Source organism: Microbacterium sp., assembly GCF_052102115.1.
Classification (GTDB): Bacteria; Actinomycetota; Actinomycetes; order Actinomycetales; family Microbacteriaceae; genus Microbacterium.
On sequence record NZ_JBQDVP010000033.1, the window covers coordinates 11,822 to 33,558 of the forward strand.

Consider the following 21,737-nt stretch of genomic DNA (forward strand, 5'->3'; position numbering starts at 1 on the left):
TGGAAGCCGTCGTCGAGAACCGAACCGCGACAGCCTCCAGGAGGGTGAGAGATGTCCACGGGACAGACGCGCAGTGACAGGAAGCCCGCTCCGGTGAAGATGGTCACCACCGATACCGGGCGCATTCTGCGGATCTCGCCGGAAGACGAATCCGCCCGGGCAGCGGCTGCTGCCGCGGCAACGCCCGCACCGCAGAACATCGATCCGGCCCGCCGTACGGACGTGCTCTTCCGCGTTCGCCGTGCCGAGGGGCACGAGCTCAGTTCCTGGTGGATGGTCGGTGCCTTCGTCGTCACCTCTGGCCTCGTGATCGCCCTGCTCAGCTGGGTGCCTTACAGCGCCTGATGGTCGGTCGCCGCGTCGCTGACGCGGCTGCGGAGTTGACCCAAGTCAGCTTCGATCTCAGCAACCGGAACCCCGTCGGTCAGTTCGGGGGCGGTGAACTTGCGCGGAGCGCTCTCGATGATCTGGGGCGTCGCCTCGAGCGATGACGCATCGATCCCCGGGAACTGGCGCGCGGTGACGAGCACGCGGTTCTCCAGCGAACCGGCGAAGCGGTTGTAGCTGTCGACCGTGCGCTCCAGAGCTCGACGCAGATCGTCCGCGTGACCGGCGAGTGTACCGACGCGTTCGAACAGCTGGGTTCCGAGCTTGAGCAGATTGCGCGCCTCGGTCGACACCTCCTGTTGCGTCCAGGTGTACGAGACGGTCTTGAGCACCGCCCAGAGGTTCACCGGCGACGCCAGTGCGACCTTCTTGCCGAACGAATAGTCGAGCAGCGTCGGGTCTTCATCGATCGCCGCCGCCAGCAGCGACTCGCTCGGCAGGAAGCAGATCACGAACTCGGGGCTCGCCTCCAGCCCCGACCAGTACGCCTTCTTCGCCAGGGCATCGACGTGAGCGCGCACGGCCTTGACGTGTTTCTGCATGTGCTGGCGCCGTTGCGCCTCGTTCGCCTCGCCGGTCAGCGCGGTGGCCTCGAGGTATGCGTCGAGCGGAACCTTGGCGTCGACCGCGATGGATGTGCCGCCCGGGAGCCGCACGACCATGTCCGGCCGCCCCTGCCCGCGATCCGAAGAGATCGTGGATTGCAGGTCGAAGTCGACGTGCCGTGTGAGGCCGGCTGCCTCGACGACACGTCGCAATTGCGTCTCGCCCCAGACGCCGCGGGTCGAGGTCGAGCGCAGCGCACCGGCGAGTGACTCCGTGGTGGCGCGCAGCGCCTCGTCCGATTCCTGCGCACGACGCAGCTGCTCGGCGAGAGACCCGAACTGGGCATGACGCTCCTGCTCGAGCGAAGACACCTTGTGCTGCATCTGCTGCAGCGACTCCCGCACGGGTGCCAGGGCCGTGAGGACGGCATTCTGCTGCTGCACCCGCTCGGCCTCTGCGCGCTGCTGGGTGCGTGCGTGTTCCACAGCATCCCGATACAGATCGTACTGGCGGTCGCGATCGTCGCGCGCAGCGGCGAGCTCGGCCTCGGCACGGGCCAAGTCGGCGCGGGTCTGCGCCTGCGCCTGCGAGCCGCGCGCGGAGCGCGCGGACCAGCCGACGGCGACGCCAACGGCGAGCGCTGCCACGACGAGAAGGGCTATCAGCGGAGCATCCATACCGCCATGATGCCGGGGCCCACAGACATCGCCGCCACGACGCCCCGGACGCCGTCTCAGCGGGCCGCGTACTCCTCGAGGATCGCCCGCATGTCCGCCAACCCGAACTGGTCTGCGATCGCGGTCGCGGAGAGCGCCCCGGCATCCTGGTCGGCTCCAGCATCCAACAGCATCCGCAGCAGCGTGTCGTTCTTGCGGAAGACCGCACAGGAGATCGCGGTCTGCCCATTGTTGTTGACGGCATCCAGTTCGGCACCGCGCCGGATCAGATCGGCGACCGTGTGCGCCTCTTCGGCGTAGGTCGCCACGATCAGGAACGTGTCGCCGCGCGGATTGCGCAGATCGATCGGAACGCCGGCGTCGATCATCTCGCCGAGCGGGCCGGTGCGTCCCTGCCGCGCGAGATCGAAGGTGCCCTCGATGACCTCGAGGCTGACCGGGGAATCGCCGGATGGATTCGTCATGCCCTCATTCTCTCGCGTTCGGCGCGGGAATGCGGTCAGGCTGCCTGTTCCTGCACGACCGTTTTCGGCGGCTCTGCGACGCGCAGACTGAGCCCACCCGCGAGCGCGTGGACGTCGGCGGCGCCCGTGCGGCGCGCGGAGTCGATGACGATCTGTGCGCAGGCGCGCGCATCGGCCAGGGCGTCGTGATGGGAGAACTCGGCGAATCCAGCGGCGGCTGCGGCGACAGGCAGCCGGTAGGAGTCGAGGTCGTACACCTTGCGGGCGACCTGCAGGCTGCACAGCGAGCGATAGGGCGGGCATTCGAGCGCGGTCACCGCGGATGCCGTGCGCAGCACCTTCAGATCGAAACCGGCGTTGTGGGCCACGAGAACGTCTGCGCCGGCGAATCCGCACAGGCGGTCGAACTGTTCGGGCCACGTGGCGGCGTTCGCGACGTCCTGCGGGTGGATGCCGTGGATCTTGATGTTCCACTCCTGGAACTCGTCGTGCCCGGCCGGCGGACGGATCAGCCAGTTCGCGGTGGCAACGACCTTTCCGTCGCGGACGCGGACGAGCCCGACAGAACAGGCCGATGCCGGGCTGGAGTTCGCAGTCTCGAAGTCGATCGCGGTGAAGTCCAGGGGCACCTCTTCACCCTCGCCCCGGTGATGGACCCGACGCCGCAGGCTCGCCGTGAGCTGGCGACATGGGCACGGCCGGGGCGGGTGCGGCGCAGCATCCATACGGCGATGGGTGCCGGGCATGTCTGGGAAGCTGCGGGTATCTGCCCGCGGCACTCGCGGCTTTCCCGACATGGCTCGGAGGCATATCGGAGTGGTTGCGGGTTCACGACACCGGCATCCGCACATTCCCGGACATGCCCGCCGGTAGACTCGTATCCCGTGGCTCTCACTATCGGTATCGTCGGCCTGCCCAACGTCGGCAAGTCCACCCTCTTCAACGCGCTGACCAAGAACGACGTGCTCGCAGCGAACTATCCGTTCGCGACGATCGAGCCGAACGTCGGTGTGGTGAACCTGCCCGACTCGCGACTCAACGTGCTCGCCGGCATCTTCGGCAGCGAGCGGATCCTCCCGGCGACCGTGTCGTTCGTTGACATCGCCGGCATCGTGCGCGGAGCGAGCGAGGGGGAGGGGCTCGGCAACCAGTTCCTCGCGAACATCCGCGAGGCGGATGCCATCGCCCAGGTCGTGCGCGGCTTCGCCGATGACGACGTCGTGCACGTCGAGGGCGCGATCAACCCCCAGGGAGATCTCGAGACCATCAATGCCGAGCTCATGCTGGCTGACCTGCAGACCGTCGAGAAGGCGATTCCGCGCTTCGAGAAAGAGGTGCGCGGTAAGAAGCTCGACCCGTCGGTGCTCGAGGCCGCGAACGCCGCCAAGGATGCGCTCGAGCGCGGCGTGCTGCTTTCGGTGAGCGGCATTGATCTCGCGCCGATCAAGGAGCTCGGCCTGCTCACCTCGAAGCCGGTCATCTTTGTCTTCAACGTCGACGAGGGCGTGCTGACGGATGCTGCGCGCAAGGCTGAGCTCGAAGCGCTCGTCGCGCCCGCCAAGGCGATCTTCCTCGACGCGAAGATCGAGTCGGAACTCATCGACCTCGACCCGGAGGATGCTGCCGAACTGCTGGCATCTACTGGTCAGGAGGAGTCCGGCCTCGACCAGCTCGCCCGCATCGGCTTCGACACTCTGGGGCTGCAGACGTACCTGACCGCCGGGCCCAAGGAGGCTCGCGCGTGGACGATCGGCAAGGGCTGGAAGGCGCCGCAGGCCGCAGGAGTCATCCACACCGACTTCGAGAAGGGCTTCATCAAGGCCGAAGTCATCTCGTTCGACGACCTGGTCCAGACCGGTTCCGTCGTCGAGGCCCGCGCGAAGGGTAAAGCGCGACTCGAAGGCAAGGACTACGTCATGCAGGATGGCGACGTGGTGGAGTTCCGTAGCGGACTAACCTCTGGAGGAAAGAAGTGAAGACGGTCGACCTCGGCAAGGTCCGCAGCACCCTATGGGCTGCAGCTGACGAGTTGCGCGCCAACTCCAAGCTCACCCCCGTCCAGTACCGCGACCCCGTCCTGGGGCTTGTCTTCCTCGCGTACGCGGAGAACCGCTTCGAGGCCGTGCGTGGGGTGGTCGAGTCGAAGGCCAGTGCTCGGAACCCGGCGACGGCCGCCGACTACAAGGCCAGATCGGTGCTCTACGTCCCCGACGAGTCACGGCTGTCCAACCTGGTAGACCTGCCCGAGGGCGAGGACGTGGGCAAGGCAACCGACGAGGCCATCAAGGCCATCGAGGCCGCGAACCCTGAGTTGAAGGACATCCTGCCGCGCGGCTACCAGAAGCTGGAACGCTCGACCCTGATCGAGCTGCTGCGTCTCTTCGCACCGCTACCGACCCAGCTTGAGGGTGATGCGTTCGGGTTCATCTATGAAGACTTCCTCTCCAACTTTGCGGCGCAGGAGGGCAAGGGCGGTGGTGAGTACTTCACGCCATACTCTATCGTCCGCTTGATCGTCGAGATCCTGGAGCCCTTCCAAGGCCGCGTCTTCGACCCGGCTTGCGGCTCCGGCGGCATGTTCGTCCAGTGTGCCAAGTTCGTTGAGCGCCACCACAATTCCGCTAGCCGCAAGCTCTCCGTCTTCGGTGTGGAGAAGACCGAGGACACCGTCCCGTTGGCGAAGATGAACCTCGCCCTCCACGGGCTGTCCGGTGACATTCGCCAGGCCAACAGCTACTACGAGGACCCCCACAGTGCAGTCGGTGCCTTCGACTACGTGATGGCCAACCCGCCCTTCAACGTCGACAAGATCAAGAAGGACGAGCTGGCCGGCGGCAAGCGGTTCCCGTTCGGTGTTCCGACGGCCGACAACGGCAACTTCCTATGGATCCAGCAGTTCTACGCGGCGCTCTCACCGAAGGGCCGAGCCGGCTTCGTGATGGCCAACTCTGCCGGAGACGCGGGCCATTCGGAGAAGGAGATCCGCAAGCAGCTGATCGAGTCCGGCACCGTCGACGTGTTGGTCGCCATCAGCTCCAACTTCTTCTACACCGTCACCCTCCCGGTGACCCTGTGGTTCCTCGACAAGGCCAAGATCGGGACGCCGCGCGAGGACACAGTCCTCTTCGTCGACGCACGGCACATCTTCCGCCAGATCGACCGCGCCCACCGCGACTTCACAGCCGACCAGATCGAGTTCCTTGCCAACATCGTCCGGCTCTACCGCGGGGAGGAGGTCGAGACCAGCGAGGGCAGCGACACCCTGCTCAAGGAGAACTTCCCCGATGGGAAGTACGTCGACGTCGGCGGCCTGTGCAAGGTCGCCACCCGGGCCGAGATCGAAGCACAGGGATGGAGCCTCAACCCCGGGCGATACACCGGCACCGCAGCTGTTGACGAGGGTGACGTCGACTTCGTAGGGGACCTTACGGCGCTCTACGAGGAGTTCACAACACTGAGCGACGAAGCCGACGTTCTGCGATCCAAGGTTGACGCCTCCATCCAAGGGATTCTGGGCGTATGAGCAACTGGGAGTCTCTGGCAATCTTTGACCTTGGCAAGGTGGTTACTGGGAGCACGCCTCCCTCACGACACCAAGGTTGGTTCGGCGACTCAGTGCCCTTCGTAACGCCGAGTGACATGACGGAGGGCGACCGCAGGCCACGACCGGAGCGATGGCTCTCCGGCGAGGGGCGGGCAGGCCTTCGGACGCGTCTGGTCCCGACAGGTTCGGTGGCATTCGTGTGCATCGGAGCCACGATCGGGAAGGTTTGTCTGCTCCCGTCAGAGTCCGTGACTAATCAGCAAATCAACACAGTGATTCCGAGTGTTGAGACAGATAGTCGGTTCCTTTATTACTTACTTAGACACAATGCTCCCGCTATTGCGCTAGCGGCAAGCGGTGCCGCGACGCCGATCATCAACAAGTCAACGTTCTCGAACGTAACGGTGCGAGTTCCTGACAAAGGGACACAGGCTAGCGTCGGTGAAGTACTCGGGTGCCTCGACGACCTGATCGAGAACAATCGGCGGCGGGTCGAGGTGTTGGAAGAGATGGCACGGGCCATCTACCGCGAGTGGTTCGTGAAGTTCCGCTACCCCGGCCACGAGGACGTCTGCATGATTAACTCGACGCTCGGACCAATCCCCGAAGACTGGAGTGTTGCACCACTCCTGCGTGTCGCTGACGTTCGTTACGGACGCGGACTCGCAAAAAAGGAAATGCGCCCGGGAGAAATTCCCGTGTACGGAGCGGCCAAGGTGATTGGGAGCCATGACACGGCCACTGTGTTCGAGCGGACTATCGTGATGGGGTGTCGCGGTTCCTGCGGACAGGTCGCGATCACGAGCGCACCAGCATTCGTAACCAACAACTCATTCACGATTGTTCCAAAGGCTGGGTTTGGAAAATTGTGGCTCTATCGGTTTCTGGAACATCGTGGAGTTGCAGAATTTATCGGCGGATCTGCGCAGCCGCAGATCACTCTCGACTCCATCTCAGGATTGGATCTTTACGTTCCTAACGCAGGCTTGATCACAGCGTTCGAGGCAGCGATTGGTCCGTTGGACGCGGCTGCATGGCATCTCGGCAGGTCGAGCAGACGGCTAGAAGAAATTCGCGATCAATTGCTGCCGAAGCTGGTGACAGGGCAGATCGATGTCTCGACGCTTGACCTTGATGCGTTGGTTTCGGAGCAGGTGGCGTAATGACTCCCACGGGTCCGGAGTATTGGTACGTCGAGAAGCCGAGCATCGATCTTCTCTCGGAGCTGGGCTGGACCCCGGTGGACGCCTTCCAAGAGACGCTGGGGCCCGAGGGTAGCCTCGGGCGTGACTCCCAACGCGATGTTGTCCTCACGCACCGGTTACGCACCGCGGTGCGCAGGCTCAACCCCGAGCACGTGCCCGACACCTCGATCGATGAGGCCGTCGAGGTGCTCACCAAGGACCGATCGGCCATGGACCGCGTTCGCGCCAACCATGAGGTACACGACCTGCTCCGCGACGGCTACCGGGCCGAGTGGGCCGATGACCGTGGTCAGAAGCAGATCGAGACCCTGCGCTACCTCGACCTGAGGAACTCTTCGAACAACGACCTGCTGGCCGTGCAGCAGCTCTGGGTCAAGGGCAACCTACACAGCCGCCGTCTCGACCTGGTGCTGTTCATCAACGGTATTCCGCTGGTGCTGATGGAGTTCAAGGAGCCCGGTGAGTCGGTCAAGTCCGCGTACGACAACAACCTGACCGACTACCGCGACACCATCCCGCAACTGTTCGTCCCAAACTGCTTCGTGCTGCTCTCCAACGGTTCCGTGGCCAAGGTCGGCTCCACGTACTCGTCCTTCGAATTCTTCAATGACTGGAAGGTCATCGACGCCCACGGCACCCGCGGTGCGGTCGCACTGGAGACCGCGCTGCGCGGCACCTGCCACCCGGCGGTGCTGCTGGACCTGCTGGAAAACTTCGTTGCTTACATGGAGCGTCCCGGTGGCCTGATCAAGGTGATCGCTCGGTCCCACCAGTACCTCGGAGTCAACGCGGCGATCGAGAACCTGCACCGGGCGCGTGCTGAGCAGGACAAGCGCCTGGGAGTCTTCTGGCATACCCAGGGCTCGGGCAAGTCGCTGTCGATGCTGTGGTTCAGCCAGAAGGTGCTGCGACGGGTGCCGGGCAGGTGGACGTTTGTCATGGTCACCGACCGCACCGAGCTCGACACTCAGCTCCACGGGGAGTTCGCCGACGCCGGGGCGATCTCGCCCGAGGCCAGGGTGCACGCAGACTCCGTGGCGCACCTGCGTGAGCTGCTGGCGGCTGACCACCGGTACGTGTTCACGTTGATCCACAAGTTCCAGCCGTCGAAGGCGTTGGGGGAGCGGCAGATGCCGGTTCTCTCAACCCGTTCGGATGTCATCGTCATCACCGACGAGGCGCACCGAAGCCAGTACGACACACTCGCCCTGAACATGCGCACTGCGCTACCGAACGCCTCGATGATGGGCTTCACCGGCACACCGCTGATCGCCGGTGAGGAGCAGGCCACGCGCGAGCAGTTCGGTGACTACGTCAGCGTCTACAACTTCCGCGACGCGATCGAGGACGGCGCGACGGTCCCGTTGTACTACGAGAACCGCATTCCCGAGCTGCAGCTGGTCAACGAGAATTTCTCCGAGGAACTCAACGAACTCCTCGAGGAGGCCGAGCTCGACGAGGACGCCGAGGGCCAGCTCGCTCGGGCGTTCGGTACGCAATACACGCTGCTGACACGTCCTGAGCGCCTGAAGACGATCGCCAAGGACCTCGTGACCCACTTCGTCGGCCGGGGCTTCACCGGCAAGGCGATGTACGTCGGGCTCGACAAGGCCGCAGCCGTGCGGATGTACAACCTCGTCCGAGAAGCCTGGACCGAGCATCTGGCTGACCTGAAGGCGGAGCATGACGCGTTGCCAGAGCTCGAGCGTCCGTGGCTGGCATCGCGGATCGAGCTCATGGAGACCACCGACATGGCGGTCGTGGTCTCGCAGAGCCAGAACGAGCTGAAGATGCTTGACGAACAGGGCCTCGACATCCGACCGCACCGCGAGCGGATGATCCGCGAGGACCTGGCCGAGAAGTTTAAGGACGCCCAGGACCCGCTGCGGCTCGTGTTCGTCTGCGCGATGTGGATGACCGGCTTCGACGCGCCCAGTGTCTCGACGGTCTACCTCGACCGGCCGATGCGTAATCATACGTTGATGCAGACGATCGCCAGGGCCAACCGGGTCTTCCCGGAGAAGGACAACGGGTTGATCGTCGACTACGTCGGTGTCTTCCGGAACCTGGAGAAGGCGTTGGCGATCTACGGGGCCGCGAACGCCGGCGACTCACCGATCGAAATCATCGACGCCCTCGCCGCCGAGCTGGACGCTGCCGTGGCCGACCTGTTCGCCTTCTGCACCGGCGTCGGAGTCGACCTTGCTGCGATGCGCGACGCCGAAGGATTCGACCACGTCGCCAAGCGCGACGCAGCTGTCGAGGCGCTACTCGTCGACGAGGGCACACGCACCGACTTCCAGCAGAAGGCACGCCAGGTGCGGAAGCTCTTCAAGGCCCTCCTGCCCGACCCCAAGGCTGCTGCGCAGCAACGCAACGTCGCAGCGATCAGGGTGCTCGCCGAGCGCATCGCGGAGGTCACACGGCCGGCCGAGGCGGACCTCGGTTCGGTCACGGATGCGGTGGACGCACTGCTCGACCGCTCCGTAGGTGCCGAGGAATATGTCATCCGAGCCGCTGCCGAGGGGACCAAACCCGATCCGCTCATTGACCTGTCACAGATCGACTTCGAAGGTCTGTCGGCCAAGCTCGCCGGACGGGAACGAGCCGAGACCGACCGACTGGCGCAGCTGTTGCGCCAGCAGGCCATCGCATCGGCGACGCGGAACCCGACCCGATACGAACTTGTGGAGCGGATCGAACAGCTCATCAATGATTACAACGCGGGCAGTGTGAACATCGACGAGTACCTCCGCCGCCTCATCGAGCTGTCGAAGACTCTGACCCATGAGGAGGAGCGATCCGCTCGCGAGGATCTGACAGAGGAGGAGCTGGCGATCTTCGACCTGCTCACCCAACCCAATCCCGTCCTGACTGACGAGGAGCGTGAGACCGTCAAGGCCAGCGCCCAGAAGCTTCTCGTGCACCTCCACGAGAAGCTCGTCCAGGACTGGCGTCGCAAGGTCGACGTCATGAACGACGTCAACAGCACCATCCGCCAGGTCCTCGACCAGGGCTTGCCCGAGAAGCCCTACACGCTGGATATTTTTACCTCGAAGATGCGGCTGGTTTTTGATCACGTCCTTACCGCCTACGGTGACGACGGGCAGAGCGCCTACACGCCCAGAATCGACTTTCACTGGCCGGCACCATCCGTGGAATACGTTGGCCCCCTTGATGTGGACAAAATTGCTGATGACGTCGTCGCCCGCATTCATGATGACCCCGCCTTCGCTGCTCACGTCGCAGCGCAGTTGGGTGCCACCGACCCGAACCACTCATTGGGGTACCCGGGCACCTGAACGGTAGGTGTGCTGAAGTCGTGGACTCTGTCTCACAGACCTTTGTTATCCGAGACCATCGTGACCGTCAGCGCCCGGCTGTTCGAGTTCCTCGACTCTCGCGGCCAGTTCCGCCAAGATCTTTTCGCGGGTCCTGGTGTTCTTGGCCGGCTGCGCGGCGCGCTTCTGGGCCCGTAACGCCTCTACACGCTGGCGACTGGCCTTTCGCTCTGCCTCTGCCACCTCGGCCTCCTCTCGGTCTCGCCGGGCCTGTGCCTCCTTGGCGGCCTCGGCCTTGGCTTTCTTCTTCGCGTCGATGGCACGACGGAATCCGGGAACCGGCTCGGCCTCCACATCGGAGCCGCCGTCCTCATCATCGACAATCGACTCCCACGCCCAGGCCGCAATGGTCTCCCGACGGCACAGCAAGTCCTCCGCCTCCGCAGCCGCCAGCTTCTCCGAGCTATCCTCGACACTAATCGCGCCGACCTTGCCCGACCGCCCGACCTCCTCGGAGACGTAGAAGCCGTCAATAAGACGTCGGACGCCGGCCAAGTGCAGTACCTCCCTCCGGAGCCAGCGGAATGTCTCGTCGGACACCGGCAGCCCTCCTAGCACCTCCAGAGCCGCGGCAAGGTGTCCGCGCCAAAGACGACGCAGCAACATTCCCGGCGTTACCTCCCGAGCCTGCCGGAGCCTCTTCGTCTTCGCCAACAGTCGCTCGATGGCCTCGCCCTGACCCTGCGTGATGGCCCCTACGTCGATGCCGAGGTCCGCGAGGCGGATCGCCGAGAGCTCAGCGACGGCAGCCCTGATGTCCGACTCCGGGGCCGGCAGGTCGAGCCCGACTGTCGTGACACTGACGATGCCCGGGTTCGAGAGGTCGAGGCCAAGCGCGAGTTCCAAGTCCCGCCGGTCCTCTTCGGCGATTGGTGCCCGTGCCAGCATCGGGACGACGAGCCGCACGTACTCGAGGGCGTGATCCCTTGCCTGCTCTGCGGCAAAATCCCTATTCATGATTCATCCTTTCATCGTGGTCAGCCGCCGAATGACCGCTGATGCTCCTTGTTTCGGTCGAGGTGCCGCTGTCGCGCGGGGGTGAGTTTCCTGGACGACGCAGGCGGTCGAGGCCGCGGGACCGCGGCGAGCTGCGACAGCACCTCGTCCTCGTACTCGTCGATGGCCTCGGGGTGATTCTGCTCGATCCAAGATCCGAAGTCGGTGGCGATCGTGCATGGCAAGCGGGGGATCACGGCGGACACCGCGCTCCGGCTCGGCAAGCTCTTCGGCACCACCGCACAGTTCTGGCTGAACCTGCAGACGCTCTACGACCTCGACCTCGCAGAGGATCGCGCGGCTGAGCAGATCGACGCCATCGTGCCGCTGCAATCCGCATGACCTTCAGCGGGATGGACGCCGCTGAGGTAGTCCGAGTCGTTGGCTGGCTCGAGGAGCGATCAGTCGTCTACCAGGTCAACGGCGGATGGGCCGTTGACGCTCTGCACGGTTCCCAGACCAGATCGCATGGTGATCTGGATGTGTTCGTCGACTCGACGACGGTCGACGCCCTCATGGAATGGTTGCTCGGTCGCGGATACAGCATCGTGGAGGACTGGCGTCCGATCCGAGTTGAGCTGCGCGCCGGCGACAGGGCGGTCGACATCCATCCGATGGACGTGGACTGTGTCGGCGACGGGGTCCAGCAGGGCTTCGGTGAAGACTCGTTCGTCCACCGAGCGCGCGAGCGCGCGGTCGGAGTGATCGGAGATCGCTCGGTAGTTGTCGCGTGCGCCGCGCGACTCATGGCGCTGAGGCTCGGTTACGACCTCCGGCCGGAGGACCGCCACGATCTCGACGTGCTTGGGAGGTTGGTCGCCGACCACTCTTGAGGTCCGTGGCGGGCAGTTGACGCAGATGGTTGTCCGTGCCGGAACTCAGTGGAGTTCCGCTTTTCAAACTAACGTCTGGTGAGGTCTGACGGGCAACGGCTGCACATCGCCACACTCCACGTCCCCGTCGATCGGGACGTCGAGCCGTCCGAGCGCATCTACGACGGCCTAGTGTTGAGTTAGGCACTCTGTACGCGCGGCGCGAATCCTGCCCGCTGGCACGGCGTTGGTTTGATCGAAGAAGGTCTCTTGTCTACCTCCTGAACCGCTGTGCCTCTCCGAAGCTCGTGGCACTCGCCTACTGCAGCTTCTCAACCCTGCTCAACCGGCCGAGCCATTCGATGAGGAGCTGGGTCTCCGCCCTGCCGAGGACATCTGGTTGTGCTGCAGCGAGCTCGATGGCAGTGGTGAGCGAGTCGTTGGCTCGTGTTCCCTTGCCGGTGATCGCCGAGATAGCGCCTTCACGGACAGTTTGAGACAGGGCAGGATCCGGCGCTGCCAGGATGATCTGGCGCAGGGTGACGCCGATGTTGGTCACTAGGATGTGCGCGGCAGCCTGCTCAGAGGGCACCAGAAGCCTGCCCTGTTCGGCGGCCCGCGCCGTGAGCGCGCGCAGGATCTCGCTGGGACGGGACTGCGCCTCGGGGGAGTGCCCAGGGCGGACCTTCCCGTACATGAGCGTGTAGAACCCGGGATTGGACAGGCCGAAGGCCACGTGGGCGTCCCAGCCGGCGCGAATGTCCTGGATCGGGTCGCCGGATGACTCCATCGACGACTTCTCGCCCAGGTACAGATCGAACCCGTGCTCGATGACTGCGTCGATCAGTCCCTGCTTGGACCCGAAGAAGTGATAGAGCGTGGGCATCTTCACCCCCACGGCGTCGCACACCGCCCGCAGCGAGAACTCCTCCCCGGGGGAGGCGGCGATGAGGTCCGCGGCAGCCGCGATCATCCGCTCCCGTGTATCGCTTGTCGGTGCTCCTGTCATGGTGCTACGTTAGCGCATGTAGCAGTGAGATGCTGTTACATACTGACGATATAGAGGGAGCATCATGGCTGAGCACACACTCGATGGCAAGAACGTGCTGATCGCGGGCGGCGCGAAGAACCTCGGCGGGCTGATCGCCCGCCAGGCGGCCGAGGCAGGAGCGAACGTCGCGATCCACTACAACTCCGACTCCAGCCGCGCCGACGCGGAGCAGACCCTCGCCGCGGTCCAGGCCGCAGGAGGCAAGGGAGCGATCTTCCAGGGAGACCTCACGGTCCCGGCGAACGTGGCCCGCCTGTTCGCCGACGCGGGGGCGGCGCTGGGCAAGATCGATGTCGCGGTGAACACGGCCGGCAAGGTGCTGCGCAAGCCGATCGTGGAAACCACTGAGGACGAGTACGACTCGATGTTCGACATCAACTCCAAGGCTGCGTACTTCTTCATCCAGGAGGCCGGGAAGAACCTCGCCGACGGTGGGAAGATCATCACCATCGTTACCGCCCTGCTGGCAGCCTTCACGGATGGGTACTCCACCTACGCTGGTGGCAAGTCGCCAGTGGAGCACTTCACCCGGGCTGCCGCCAAGGAGTTCGCCGATCGCGGCATCTCCGTCACCGCGATCGCTCCCGGCCCCATGGACACCCCGTTCTTCTACGGCCAGGAGACCCCGGAGCGGGTCGAGTTCCACAAGTCCCAGGGCATGGGTGGCCAGCTCACTAAGATCGAGGACATCGCCCCGATCGTCCGCTTCCTCGCCTCCGAGGGCTGGTGGATCACCGGACAGACGATCTTCGCCAACGGCGGCTACACCACCCGCTGAGCTCGACCCTACGAAAAGAGGAGCACCTCATGGCAACACCCACAATTCCTGAACCAGTGGCCTCGTTCATCGCTGCCGTCAACAGGCACGACGAACAGGCCTTCCTGGACGCCTTCGCCCCTGACGGGGCTGTAGACGACTGGGGGCGCACCTTCACCGGGCGCGAGCAGATCAGAACCTGGAGCGACAAGGAGTTCATCGGTTCGCGCGGCACCCTCGCCGTCGAGGAAGTAGACACCGCCGGCGACACGATCCAGGTCATCGGCGACTGGCGCTCTAACCACGCGAACGGCCGCTCGAAGTTCGTCTTCGACGTCGACGGTGACAAGCTCGCGAAGATGACGATCCGCGAAGGCTGAGAGTCGGCACCGGCATCTTGAGCGGGCGTCCAGCCAGATGGACGCCCGCTCGTTGCTGTCGCCTCCGACGCAATCGCACGACACGCACACGAGGTTCCCCAATCATGACTATTGTCCCGCTTGCCCGCACCGGGCACCGTCGATCCGAGGTCGGCCCCGTCGAGCTCTTCTTCGACCTGGTCTACGTCTTCGCCATCATTCAGCTCTCGCACCTGCTCATCGAGCACCTCTCCTGGGAGGGTGCTGCCCAGACCATCGTGGTGTTCGCCGCGGTGTGGTGGGGTTGGAACTACACCGCCTGGGCGATGAACTGGCTGGATCCGAGCCGCACCCCAGTGCAGCTGCTCTCCGGGGTCCTCATGCTTGCCGCACTGGGCATGTCGATTGCCATCCCCAGCGCGTTCGGCGACGGAGCCTGGTTGTTCGTCGGGTGCTACCTGTTCATGGGCATCCTTCGTCCGGTCTTCATGATGATCGCCTACCGCGGCCACCAGCTCGCAGCCAACTACCGCATGCTGCTGCTGTGGACCCTGCTGGCGGGCATCTTCTGGGTCCTCGGTGCGGCGCTGCCCTTTGAGTGGCGGCTGGGTCTCTGGTTGATCGCGGTGCTCATCGACTACGCGGCCCCGCGGGCCCACTACCGGATCCCCGGCATCGGCGCAGCGCCCATGCACCAGTGGGACGTAGACGCCGAGCACCTGGCCGAGCGCAACCGTCTCGTCTTCATCATCGCCCTCGGCGAGTCCATCCTTCTCATGGGCGGCAGCATCGTCTCACACGGCCAGCTCACTCCGTCACTCGCCCTGAGCATGCTTGTCGGCTTCGCTTCCCTGTTCGTGCTCTGGTGGAACTACTTCGCCCTTGCTGGCCCTGATACCCACGGTGGAGACTCATCGACCGGGGCGCTCCGATCGGCCTATGCTTACGCGCATGCCTTCATGGTTCTGGGGGCGATCCTCGTTGCCGTCTCCATCGAGTTGCGGCTTTCCCACGACCACCTCACGCCCGCAATCGTCCTTGTGACGGCAGCAGGTCCGCTCGTCTACCTGGCAGGGAACCTGTTGTTCCTCCGGTCCCGCTTCGGACGCCTCGCACGGTCCCGGTTCATCGCAGCAGCCGTGCTGGTGGTGATCACGATCGCCGCGATGCTACTGATCGATCACCTGCCGGTGATTGCGTTGAGCGTCGCCGTACTCGCCGTGACGGCTATTCTCGCCGCCCACACCGCGTACGCGACATCGAAATAGTCGGCGCTCGATGACTGCGATGATTTGGCAACCTCTACCTCAGATCTTTCTGCGCTCGATCGCGGTGCTCAGGAGCGAGCTACGCGCTTTGCTTTTCAACCGCGATCCCCGGCCATAACTGGCCGACCTCATGGCGGTGAGAATGCTCCTTTGCGTCGCCGGTGGCTATGCGCACCTGGTCTCGGCCGTGCACTGTAAGAACTGATCAGAGCAACGCTCTGACTCGCGGGATGATTAGCGCTGGCAACTTGACTACTCATCGTCAGAGGTTGGTTTGTAGCGGAACTCGGTGGAGTTCAGGTTTAACGTATAGCGTTAATGACGGACTCCGTTATACACTGGTTTCGTGATCAGATCGTTCGGCAACAAGGACACCGAACGGCTGTGGCGTCGTGAGCGCGTGCGCTCGATCGATCCGAGGATCCATCGGGTCGCGCTGCGCAAGCTACGTCAGGTGGGGTCTGCAGAGTCTCTCGAGGACCTCCGCGTCCCGCCTGGCAATCGGCTCGAGGCGCTCAAGGGCGATCGGGTCGGGCAGCACAGCATCAGGATCAACGACCAGTGGCGGATCTGCTTCGTGTGGACCGACGCTGGACCAGAGGAGGTGCAGATCGTTGACTACCACTGACAGGATCGAGCCGATTCACCCGGGTGAGGTCCTCATGGAGGACTTCATCGAGGGCTTCGGCATCACACAGAACAAGCTCGCCGTGTCGATCGGCGTCCCGCCCCGGCGGATCAACGAGATCGTGCACGGCAAGCGGGGGATCACCGCAGACACGGCGCTGCGGCTCGCGAGGTACTTCGGCACGTCGGCCGAGTTCTGGATCAACCTGCAGAGCCACTATGAGCTCGACCGCGCCGAGGACGCAGCAGGTGAGCAGATCGCGGCGATCGCGCCGCTACAGGTCGCGTGACCAGCTGCGTCGTGCAACGCCCCGGAGGCGTCTGCATCGCGGTCACCGACCTCGGCGGCGACGGCCCTGTCGTCGTGCTGCTGCACGGGCTTGCCGGGAGCTCGCGGGAGTTGCTGCGCACGGCGCGAGCGTTGCAGGACCATCGGGTCCTGCTCGTGGACCAGCGAGGGCACGGTGCGAGCACGCGGCTTCCCGATGATCTATCCCGCGACGCCTTCGTCGGCGACGTCGTGGCGGCGATCGAGGAGCTCGCCCCAGGGAGTCGAGCGACGCTCGTCGGGCAGTCGATGGGAGCCCACACTGCTTTTCTCGCAGCAGCAGCGCGCCCAGACCTGGTCGAGGGGCTCGTGATGCTCGAAGGTCATGTGTCGGGGAGTGACGATGCGCGCGAGGCTGCTGGTCTCGGCGCGTACTTCGCGTCCTGGCCGGTTCCGTTCCGGGACGAGGCCGCTGCCCGCGAGTTCCTCGGTGATGACGCGATCGTTGATGCCTGGGTAGCGGATCTCCAGTCGACGGATGATGGGCTCGTCCCGCGTTTCGACGCCGCGGTCATGCAACGCACGATCGAGGCTGTGCATGAACCGCGCTGGGACGAGTGGGAAGCTCTGCAGGTTCCGACGCTCGCGATTTTCGCCAAGCACGGGATGTTCAGCGATGCCGACAAGGACGAGCTGATCCGGCGCAGGCCCGAGACGGTCAGAGTCGATCTCTCTGGCGGCAGCCATGATGCGCACCTCGACGCCTTCGACGAGTGGATCGACGTGCTTCGCCGCTGGTTATCTCGCGATCAGGCCAGCGACTCGCGGACCAGTGTCCGCTGAGGTTGTTAGCTGCGGCGACGTGGTGGAGTTCCGCTTCAACGTGTGATTCTCAGTGCTTCAGAGACGGCCCCGTGTGCTTCGGCAGGCGGGGCCCGTTGTCTGGATACGGACAGCACAGATCCGTGCTACTGGGAGCGAATAGGCTTCTCCACGTGACAGCGGAGTGGAGCTTTCGACCGAGCGTTCTCGCCGACGCCACCTGGATGGCCGAGCTTCGAGCGGTGGTCATGCGTCCCGATCTCGAGCGCCTGGGGCGCTATCACCCGGACCGCGTGCGACAGCGATTCCTCGACGCGTTCACCCCGACGCACACCCGTGCCATACAGATCGGTGGCATCGACGTCGGCCTTGTCGCGGTGCGACCTGATGATGACGGGGTGTGGATCGAGCACTTCTACCTCGACCCCGCGCGGCAGGGCCGGGGCGTCGGTAGCTGGGCCCTCGCTCAGATCCTGCTCACAGACACCGCAGGGCGTCCGTTCAGGCTCAATGTCCTTCAAGGGAGTCCTGCCCGCCGCTTGTATGAACGTCACGGATTCAGCCTCGTAAGTCAGGACCCGATCGACGTCTACCTCATGAAGCCAGCACCTGAATCCCAGTGCTGAGGTTCCTCTGGAATCACGTCGAGGGACTGCTTGCGGCCCGCGACTGGACGTTGAGCTCGGCTCACGACGCTCTGCGTTCAGACGACGCGGCAAAGGTTGCTCGGTATAGGAACTCGGTGGAGTTCCGCTTCAACGTGTAGCGGATACCTTTCGAGCTCGTCCCGGGTGGCTCAGGCTCTGCCAGCCGGGATGGCGCGCCAGTCGTCGTCGACGTGTCCGTCGATTCCGCGCTGACGGGGGAGATGTTCGCCCGATGGCTGAGGCAGGCACGCCCGCACTTCTCGCGAGCCGTGCTCGCCACATCTTCTACGGGGCTTTGAGCACGTCGTATCGCAACTGGATCATGCCGTTGTCGAATCTCCGCTCGTGCCGTAGTGCCAGATCGAGCAGGTGATCCGGCAGGAACCGCAGCCCGCCGCCGAGGGCCAGGGGGCAAAGGAGGAGGTCGATGCGGTCTACAAGACCATGTCGGATCGCCTCGGCCGCCAAAGTGGGACCGTCGATGGTCACATCGCCCTTCGCGTCGGCCTTGATCTGCGCGACGTCCTCGGGGTCGAAACGGGAGCGCAATTGCGTGCGAGTGGTGTGGACTGCCTCGAGGGTGCGGGAGTAGACGACCTTGTCGGCGCGCTGCCAGATCTGGGCGAACTGTGTGGACTGGGGTGACTGCTCAATGACCTCGGGGTCGGTCTCCCAGACCGCCATCATCTCGTACATCCGCCTCCCCAGCAGGTACGTGTCGGCCGCCGAGGTCTCCTCATTGATCGCGGTGAGAACCTGCTCGTCGGGCTGTGCCCAGGAGGCGAATTCGCCCTCTCGATCTGCGACGTAGCCGTCGAGCGACACGATCATCGAGTACACCAGCTTGCCCATGACTCTCCTTTGAGTTCGGCCTGAATCAGCGCCTCGGTGCCGCCATCGCGATGAGGGCTGTATCGACCAAGACCAGTTGCTTCTCAGGATCAGCTGGAAGACTACTCCTGACTGATTGCATTTAGCAAGCAGATGGAGTGGATGAACTGCAGGTCGTACAGGGCAGGTCCGGGTGCCCGATCAATATGACGGTCGAAGTGTTCGGGGACCGCTGGATGTGAGCGATCTCCTCTTCAACGTATAGTCGAGTTCGGTCTCCACGGTGAGCGCAGGGAACGAAGTTCAGTAATTGGGAAGGGAGTTTGCGAGTGTCGATACGAGCGGGTCGAGTGTTCCTCGCATTCACGGGTGTACTGCTCGTGGCTTCTCTGGCGTGGGTCGGGGTCGTCTGGTCCATGGCGGATCCATCGCCGAGCGCTTTCATCGCGCCCTCGGCGATCGGTCTCGTGGCCGTCGTTCTCTTCATCGCGGGAGCTCTGATGTTCCCGCGATTCGTCGAGGTGTCCGTCGGTGGGGATCACATCACTGTCCGTCATGTCGTGGGGGCACGTCGGTCTGTGCCGCTGTCTGAGATCGATGAGGTTGTGCTGTTGCGGCACCTGACCCTGCCCGCAAGGGGGCCGTCGTCGACTTCACGAGTGCTTCTCCGTCACGGCGGTCACACTTTGCTCGCCTTCACTCCTCGAGGGCACGGCGTAGTGGAGATACTGGTATCGCGCGGGTTGCCGTCGACCGTCATCAGCGAGCCGCTGACACCGATCCAGGCGTCGACACGTTATCGGAGGTCCGTCAGCGTCGTAGAGCTGATTGGCGGGCCCATGCTCTGGGTGGTACTCGTCGTTGCTGTGATCGTCATCTTTTGGGCGCTCTGGAGCGCGGTGCACCGATAGCGGAAAGGGGAGCGCGAGCGTGCAGCGGTCAAGTATGAACATGCTCGCAGTCGGCACTGCGTAAGCTCCGCCAGTGGGCCCGCGGCCATTCTGGACGACTTGCGGAGTTCGCCGGGCAATCGACTCGAAGCTGTGAAAGGCGATCGAGTCGGGCAGCACAGCATTCGTGTCGATCGGTGTTCTGCCCCGGCGGATCAATGAGATCGTGCACGGCACGCGCGGCATCACGGCAGACACGGCGCTGCGTCTGGCGAAGTACTTCGGCACGTCCGCGGAGTTCTGGGTCAACCTGCAGAGTTACTATGAACTCGATCGCGCTGAGGGCGTCGCAGGGGAACGGATCACCGCCATCACCCCGCTGAAGGTCGTGTGAGTCTGCTGCCCGAAGAGGTGAAAACCTGACCTGATGGTGCAGCAGACCCTAATCACGCAGATCGACGGATGACGAGTGCATTGATCAAACGTTCAATGGTCGTGTCGAGATCTCCTGGCCAGGGAAACGCCGGCAAGCTGCTGCGCAACGCGATCGCACCGTGGAGGCCGGACCACAGGTCAGCAGCGATCGCGTCGAGATCGGACACCTCGTCGACGCATTCGGCGACCGTGTCAACCCACAAGGCGCTGGTGGGTTCGCCGGGCAGTCGCCCATCCCACGAGTGATGCTCGGCCCCGCGTCCGCTGAAGAGCAGAGAGTACGGGCCCGGTTCCCTTTCCGCGTAGGCCGCGTAGGCCCTGCAGCGGGCTCGCAGTCGGTCGAGCGGTGAGTCGTCCGGGTCAAGTCCCGGGTAGTTGGTGTAGCGCTGTCCTTCGGTGTGAGGGTTAGGCGCTGAGCTCGAGAACGGTGTCGGTCACCTCCTCCGCTCCGGTGCCGTGGACGAGGGTGAGACGGCTTTTGGAGAGGATGTCGAGGCCGAGGTAGCGGCGTCCCTCGGCCCATTCGTCAGTCTGTTCCGCAAGGACCGCGCCGACGAGGCGGATGATCGCGTCGCGGTTGGGGAAGATGCCGACGGAGTCGGTGCGGCGACGGATCTCCCGGTTGAGGCGTTCGTTGGGGTTGTTGGACCAGATCTGTGCCCAGAGCCCGTCGGGGAACTCGACGAACGCGAGGATGTCCGCCCTGGCGGCGTCCAGGTGGGCGTGCGCGGCGGGAAGCTTGTCCTCGACGTAGTCCAGGAGCCGGTCGAACTGCGCGTTCACGCTGGCGGCGTCGGGTTGGTCGTAGACGGAGTGCAGCATCGCTTTGACTGCCGGCCACATGCTCTTCGGACACACGTACATGAGGTTCGCGGCGTAGTGGGTGCGGCATCTCTGCCATGAAGCTCCTGGCAGGTTCGCGGCAATCGCCTCGACCAGGCCCTGGTGGGCGTCGGAGGTGACGAGGCGGACGCCGGTGAGGCCGCGGGCGACGAGGTCGGCGAAGAAACTGGACCATGCAGCTCCGGTCTCACTCGTGGCGACGCGGACGCCGAGAACCTCACGGCGCCCGTCCGCGTTCACCCCGGTCGCGACCAGCACGACCGCGTTGATCACGCGCCCGCCCTCACGGACCTTCATCGTGAGCGCGTCGGCGGCGACGAACGTGAACGGGCCCGCATCGCCCAGAGGCCGGTGGCGGAACTGTTCGACGTTCTCGTCGAGATCCGCGGCCATCCGTGAGACCTGCGACTTCGACAGAGAGTGGATCCCGAGGGTCTTGACGAGCTTGTCCATCCGGCGCGTCGAGACCCCGGCGAGGTAGCAGTCAGCAATCACGGTGATCATCGCCGCCTCGGACCTCTTGCGGCGCTCCATGAGCCAATCAGGGAAGTAGGTGCCCTGGCGCAGCTTCGGGACAGCGACATCGATCGTCCCGACCCGGGTGTCCAGGTCTCGGTGCCGGTAGCCGTTGCGCTGGGTCGTGCGGTCGGGGCTCGACGTGCCCCATTCCGCCCCGACGACAGCGTCGGCATCCGCGGACAGCAGCACGTTGATCAAGGTCTGCAACAGGTTGCGCATCAAATCCGGCGACGCGTCAGAGAGCGCTTCGGAAAGAACGCCGGCAGGGTCGACAATATGAGGAGCGGTCATCGTGATGATTCCAATCGAGTGAGAAGTAGAGAGCTTTCTCGAAGGATCACACGGTGACCGCGTCCATGTCGTGAACGACGTGCCGGACCACCGTGCGCTACACCACTATGCGGGACTCAACTCGGCGTTCCTTCACCGAGGCCCCATCCGTCGCCCG

22 protein-coding genes and 1 pseudogene are annotated in these 21,737 nt (G+C 64.4%); 15 read left to right on the forward strand and 8 right to left on the reverse strand.

What is annotated here, in order from left to right:
* Positions 1-51 precede the first annotated feature (51 nt).
* Positions 52-345 carry a hypothetical protein gene (locus ACTICP_RS10875; RefSeq protein ID WP_441892270.1) on the forward strand — a complete coding sequence of 98 codons (294 nt, stop codon included), beginning with the start codon at positions 52-54 and terminating at the stop codon, positions 343-345.
* Here the strand turns inward: ACTICP_RS10875 and ACTICP_RS10880 are convergent.
* Genes ACTICP_RS10880 through ACTICP_RS10890 form a run of 3 tightly spaced genes read right to left on the reverse strand, consistent with a single transcriptional unit; the run spans position 333 to position 2,703 of the window.
* On the reverse strand, positions 333-1,610 hold the full coding sequence (locus tag ACTICP_RS10880) for a DNA recombination protein RmuC (RefSeq protein ID WP_441892272.1): 1,278 nt from the start codon (positions 1,608-1,610) through the stop codon (positions 333-335). The genes ACTICP_RS10875 and ACTICP_RS10880 overlap by 13 nt on opposite strands.
* A 56-nt stretch (positions 1,611-1,666) precedes the next feature.
* A complete protein-coding gene (locus tag ACTICP_RS10885; RefSeq protein ID WP_441892274.1) occupies positions 1,667-2,074 on the reverse strand; it encodes an ankyrin repeat domain-containing protein in 408 nt (135 codons plus the stop codon).
* 35 nt (positions 2,075-2,109) lie between these two features.
* Positions 2,110-2,703: a 3'-5' exonuclease gene (locus tag ACTICP_RS10890; RefSeq protein ID WP_441892276.1), complete on the reverse strand. Its 594-nt coding sequence runs from the start codon at positions 2,701-2,703 to the stop codon at positions 2,110-2,112.
* 255 nt (positions 2,704-2,958) lie between these two features.
* Between ACTICP_RS10890 and ychF the strand changes: the two genes are divergently transcribed.
* Genes ychF through ACTICP_RS10910 form a run of 4 tightly spaced genes read left to right on the forward strand, consistent with a single transcriptional unit; the run spans position 2,959 to position 10,125 of the window.
* Positions 2,959-4,050: a redox-regulated ATPase YchF gene (gene ychF / locus ACTICP_RS10895; RefSeq protein WP_441892278.1), complete on the forward strand. Its 1,092-nt coding sequence runs from the start codon at positions 2,959-2,961 to the stop codon at positions 4,048-4,050.
* Positions 4,047-5,597, forward strand: coding sequence for a type I restriction-modification system subunit M (locus tag ACTICP_RS10900; protein ID WP_441892280.1), 1,551 nt, complete (start codon positions 4,047-4,049; stop codon positions 5,595-5,597). The genes ychF and ACTICP_RS10900 overlap by 4 nt, the downstream gene beginning before the upstream one ends.
* A complete protein-coding gene (locus tag ACTICP_RS10905; protein WP_441892282.1) occupies positions 5,594-6,781 on the forward strand; it encodes a restriction endonuclease subunit S in 1,188 nt (395 codons plus the stop codon). The genes ACTICP_RS10900 and ACTICP_RS10905 overlap by 4 nt, the downstream gene beginning before the upstream one ends.
* The gene (locus ACTICP_RS10910; protein ID WP_441892284.1) at positions 6,781-10,125 is read left to right on the forward strand and encodes a type I restriction endonuclease subunit R; all 3,345 of its coding nucleotides are present in this window, start codon (positions 6,781-6,783) and stop codon (positions 10,123-10,125) included. Before ACTICP_RS10905 ends, ACTICP_RS10910 begins: the two co-directional genes overlap by 1 nt.
* A gap of 45 nt (positions 10,126-10,170) precedes the next feature.
* Here the strand turns inward: ACTICP_RS10910 and ACTICP_RS10915 are convergent, their stop codons facing one another.
* The gene (locus tag ACTICP_RS10915; protein ID WP_441892286.1) at positions 10,171-11,121 is read right to left on the reverse strand and encodes a hypothetical protein; all 951 of its coding nucleotides are present in this window, start codon (positions 11,119-11,121) and stop codon (positions 10,171-10,173) included.
* A 210-nt stretch (positions 11,122-11,331) separates the two neighbouring features.
* Between ACTICP_RS10915 and ACTICP_RS10920 the strand changes: the two are divergent.
* Positions 11,332-11,502, forward strand: a pseudogene (locus tag ACTICP_RS10920) (HigA family addiction module antitoxin); the annotation flags it as partial.
* A gap of 11 nt (positions 11,503-11,513) precedes the next feature.
* Positions 11,514-11,993 carry a nucleotidyltransferase domain-containing protein gene (locus tag ACTICP_RS10925; RefSeq protein ID WP_226851066.1) on the forward strand — a complete coding sequence of 160 codons (480 nt, stop codon included), beginning with the start codon at positions 11,514-11,516 and terminating at the stop codon, positions 11,991-11,993.
* 298 nt (positions 11,994-12,291) lie between these two features.
* Here the strand turns inward: ACTICP_RS10925 and ACTICP_RS10930 are convergent, their stop codons facing one another.
* Positions 12,292-12,981 (reverse strand): TetR/AcrR family transcriptional regulator, encoded by a 690-nt coding sequence (locus tag ACTICP_RS10930; protein ID WP_441892288.1) that lies wholly within the window; start codon positions 12,979-12,981, stop codon positions 12,292-12,294.
* A gap of 64 nt (positions 12,982-13,045) precedes the next feature.
* Between ACTICP_RS10930 and ACTICP_RS10935 the strand changes: the two genes are divergently transcribed.
* The 7 genes from ACTICP_RS10935 to ACTICP_RS10965 all read left to right on the forward strand — a co-directional run bounded on the left by ACTICP_RS10935 (position 13,046) and on the right by ACTICP_RS10965 (position 17,750).
* A complete protein-coding gene (locus ACTICP_RS10935; protein ID WP_441892290.1) occupies positions 13,046-13,801 on the forward strand; it encodes an SDR family oxidoreductase in 756 nt (251 codons plus the stop codon).
* A 29-nt stretch (positions 13,802-13,830) separates the two neighbouring features.
* Positions 13,831-14,160, forward strand: a complete 330-nt coding sequence (locus ACTICP_RS10940) for a nuclear transport factor 2 family protein (RefSeq protein WP_441892292.1) — start codon at positions 13,831-13,833, stop codon at positions 14,158-14,160.
* Positions 14,161-14,264: 104 nt separating this feature from the next.
* Positions 14,265-15,407 (forward strand): low temperature requirement protein A, encoded by a 1,143-nt coding sequence (locus ACTICP_RS10945; RefSeq protein ID WP_441892293.1) that lies wholly within the window; start codon positions 14,265-14,267, stop codon positions 15,405-15,407.
* Positions 15,408-15,753: 346 nt separating this feature from the next.
* The gene (locus ACTICP_RS10950; RefSeq protein WP_028850008.1) at positions 15,754-16,035 is read left to right on the forward strand and encodes a type II toxin-antitoxin system RelE/ParE family toxin; all 282 of its coding nucleotides are present in this window, start codon (positions 15,754-15,756) and stop codon (positions 16,033-16,035) included.
* Complete coding sequence (locus ACTICP_RS10955; protein WP_044496365.1) at positions 16,022-16,324, forward strand: HigA family addiction module antitoxin; 303 nt, start codon at positions 16,022-16,024, stop codon at positions 16,322-16,324. Before ACTICP_RS10950 ends, ACTICP_RS10955 begins: the two co-directional genes overlap by 14 nt.
* Before the next feature lie 11 nt (positions 16,325-16,335).
* Positions 16,336-17,145, forward strand: a complete 810-nt coding sequence (locus ACTICP_RS10960; protein ID WP_441892294.1) for an alpha/beta fold hydrolase — start codon at positions 16,336-16,338, stop codon at positions 17,143-17,145.
* A gap of 152 nt (positions 17,146-17,297) precedes the next feature.
* Positions 17,298-17,750, forward strand: a complete 453-nt coding sequence (locus ACTICP_RS10965) for a GNAT family N-acetyltransferase (RefSeq protein WP_441892296.1) — start codon at positions 17,298-17,300, stop codon at positions 17,748-17,750.
* A gap of 306 nt (positions 17,751-18,056) precedes the next feature.
* Here the strand turns inward: ACTICP_RS10965 and ACTICP_RS10970 are convergent, their stop codons facing one another.
* Positions 18,057-18,623, reverse strand: a complete 567-nt coding sequence (locus ACTICP_RS10970) for a dihydrofolate reductase family protein (RefSeq protein ID WP_441892298.1) — start codon at positions 18,621-18,623, stop codon at positions 18,057-18,059.
* A gap of 1,032 nt (positions 18,624-19,655) precedes the next feature.
* Here ACTICP_RS10970 and ACTICP_RS10975 point away from each other — a divergent pair.
* Positions 19,656-19,886 (forward strand): HigA family addiction module antitoxin, encoded by a 231-nt coding sequence (locus ACTICP_RS10975; RefSeq protein WP_441892304.1) that lies wholly within the window; start codon positions 19,656-19,658, stop codon positions 19,884-19,886.
* 52 nt (positions 19,887-19,938) lie between these two features.
* Here ACTICP_RS10975 and ACTICP_RS10980 read toward each other — a convergent pair whose 3' ends face one another.
* Positions 19,939-20,262, reverse strand: coding sequence for a TetR-like C-terminal domain-containing protein (locus ACTICP_RS10980; RefSeq protein WP_441892306.1), 324 nt, complete (start codon positions 20,260-20,262; stop codon positions 19,939-19,941).
* A gap of 70 nt (positions 20,263-20,332) precedes the next feature.
* Positions 20,333-21,580, reverse strand: a complete 1,248-nt coding sequence (locus ACTICP_RS10985; protein ID WP_441892300.1) for an IS256 family transposase — start codon at positions 21,578-21,580, stop codon at positions 20,333-20,335.
* Between the last annotated feature and the right edge of the window lie 157 nt (positions 21,581-21,737).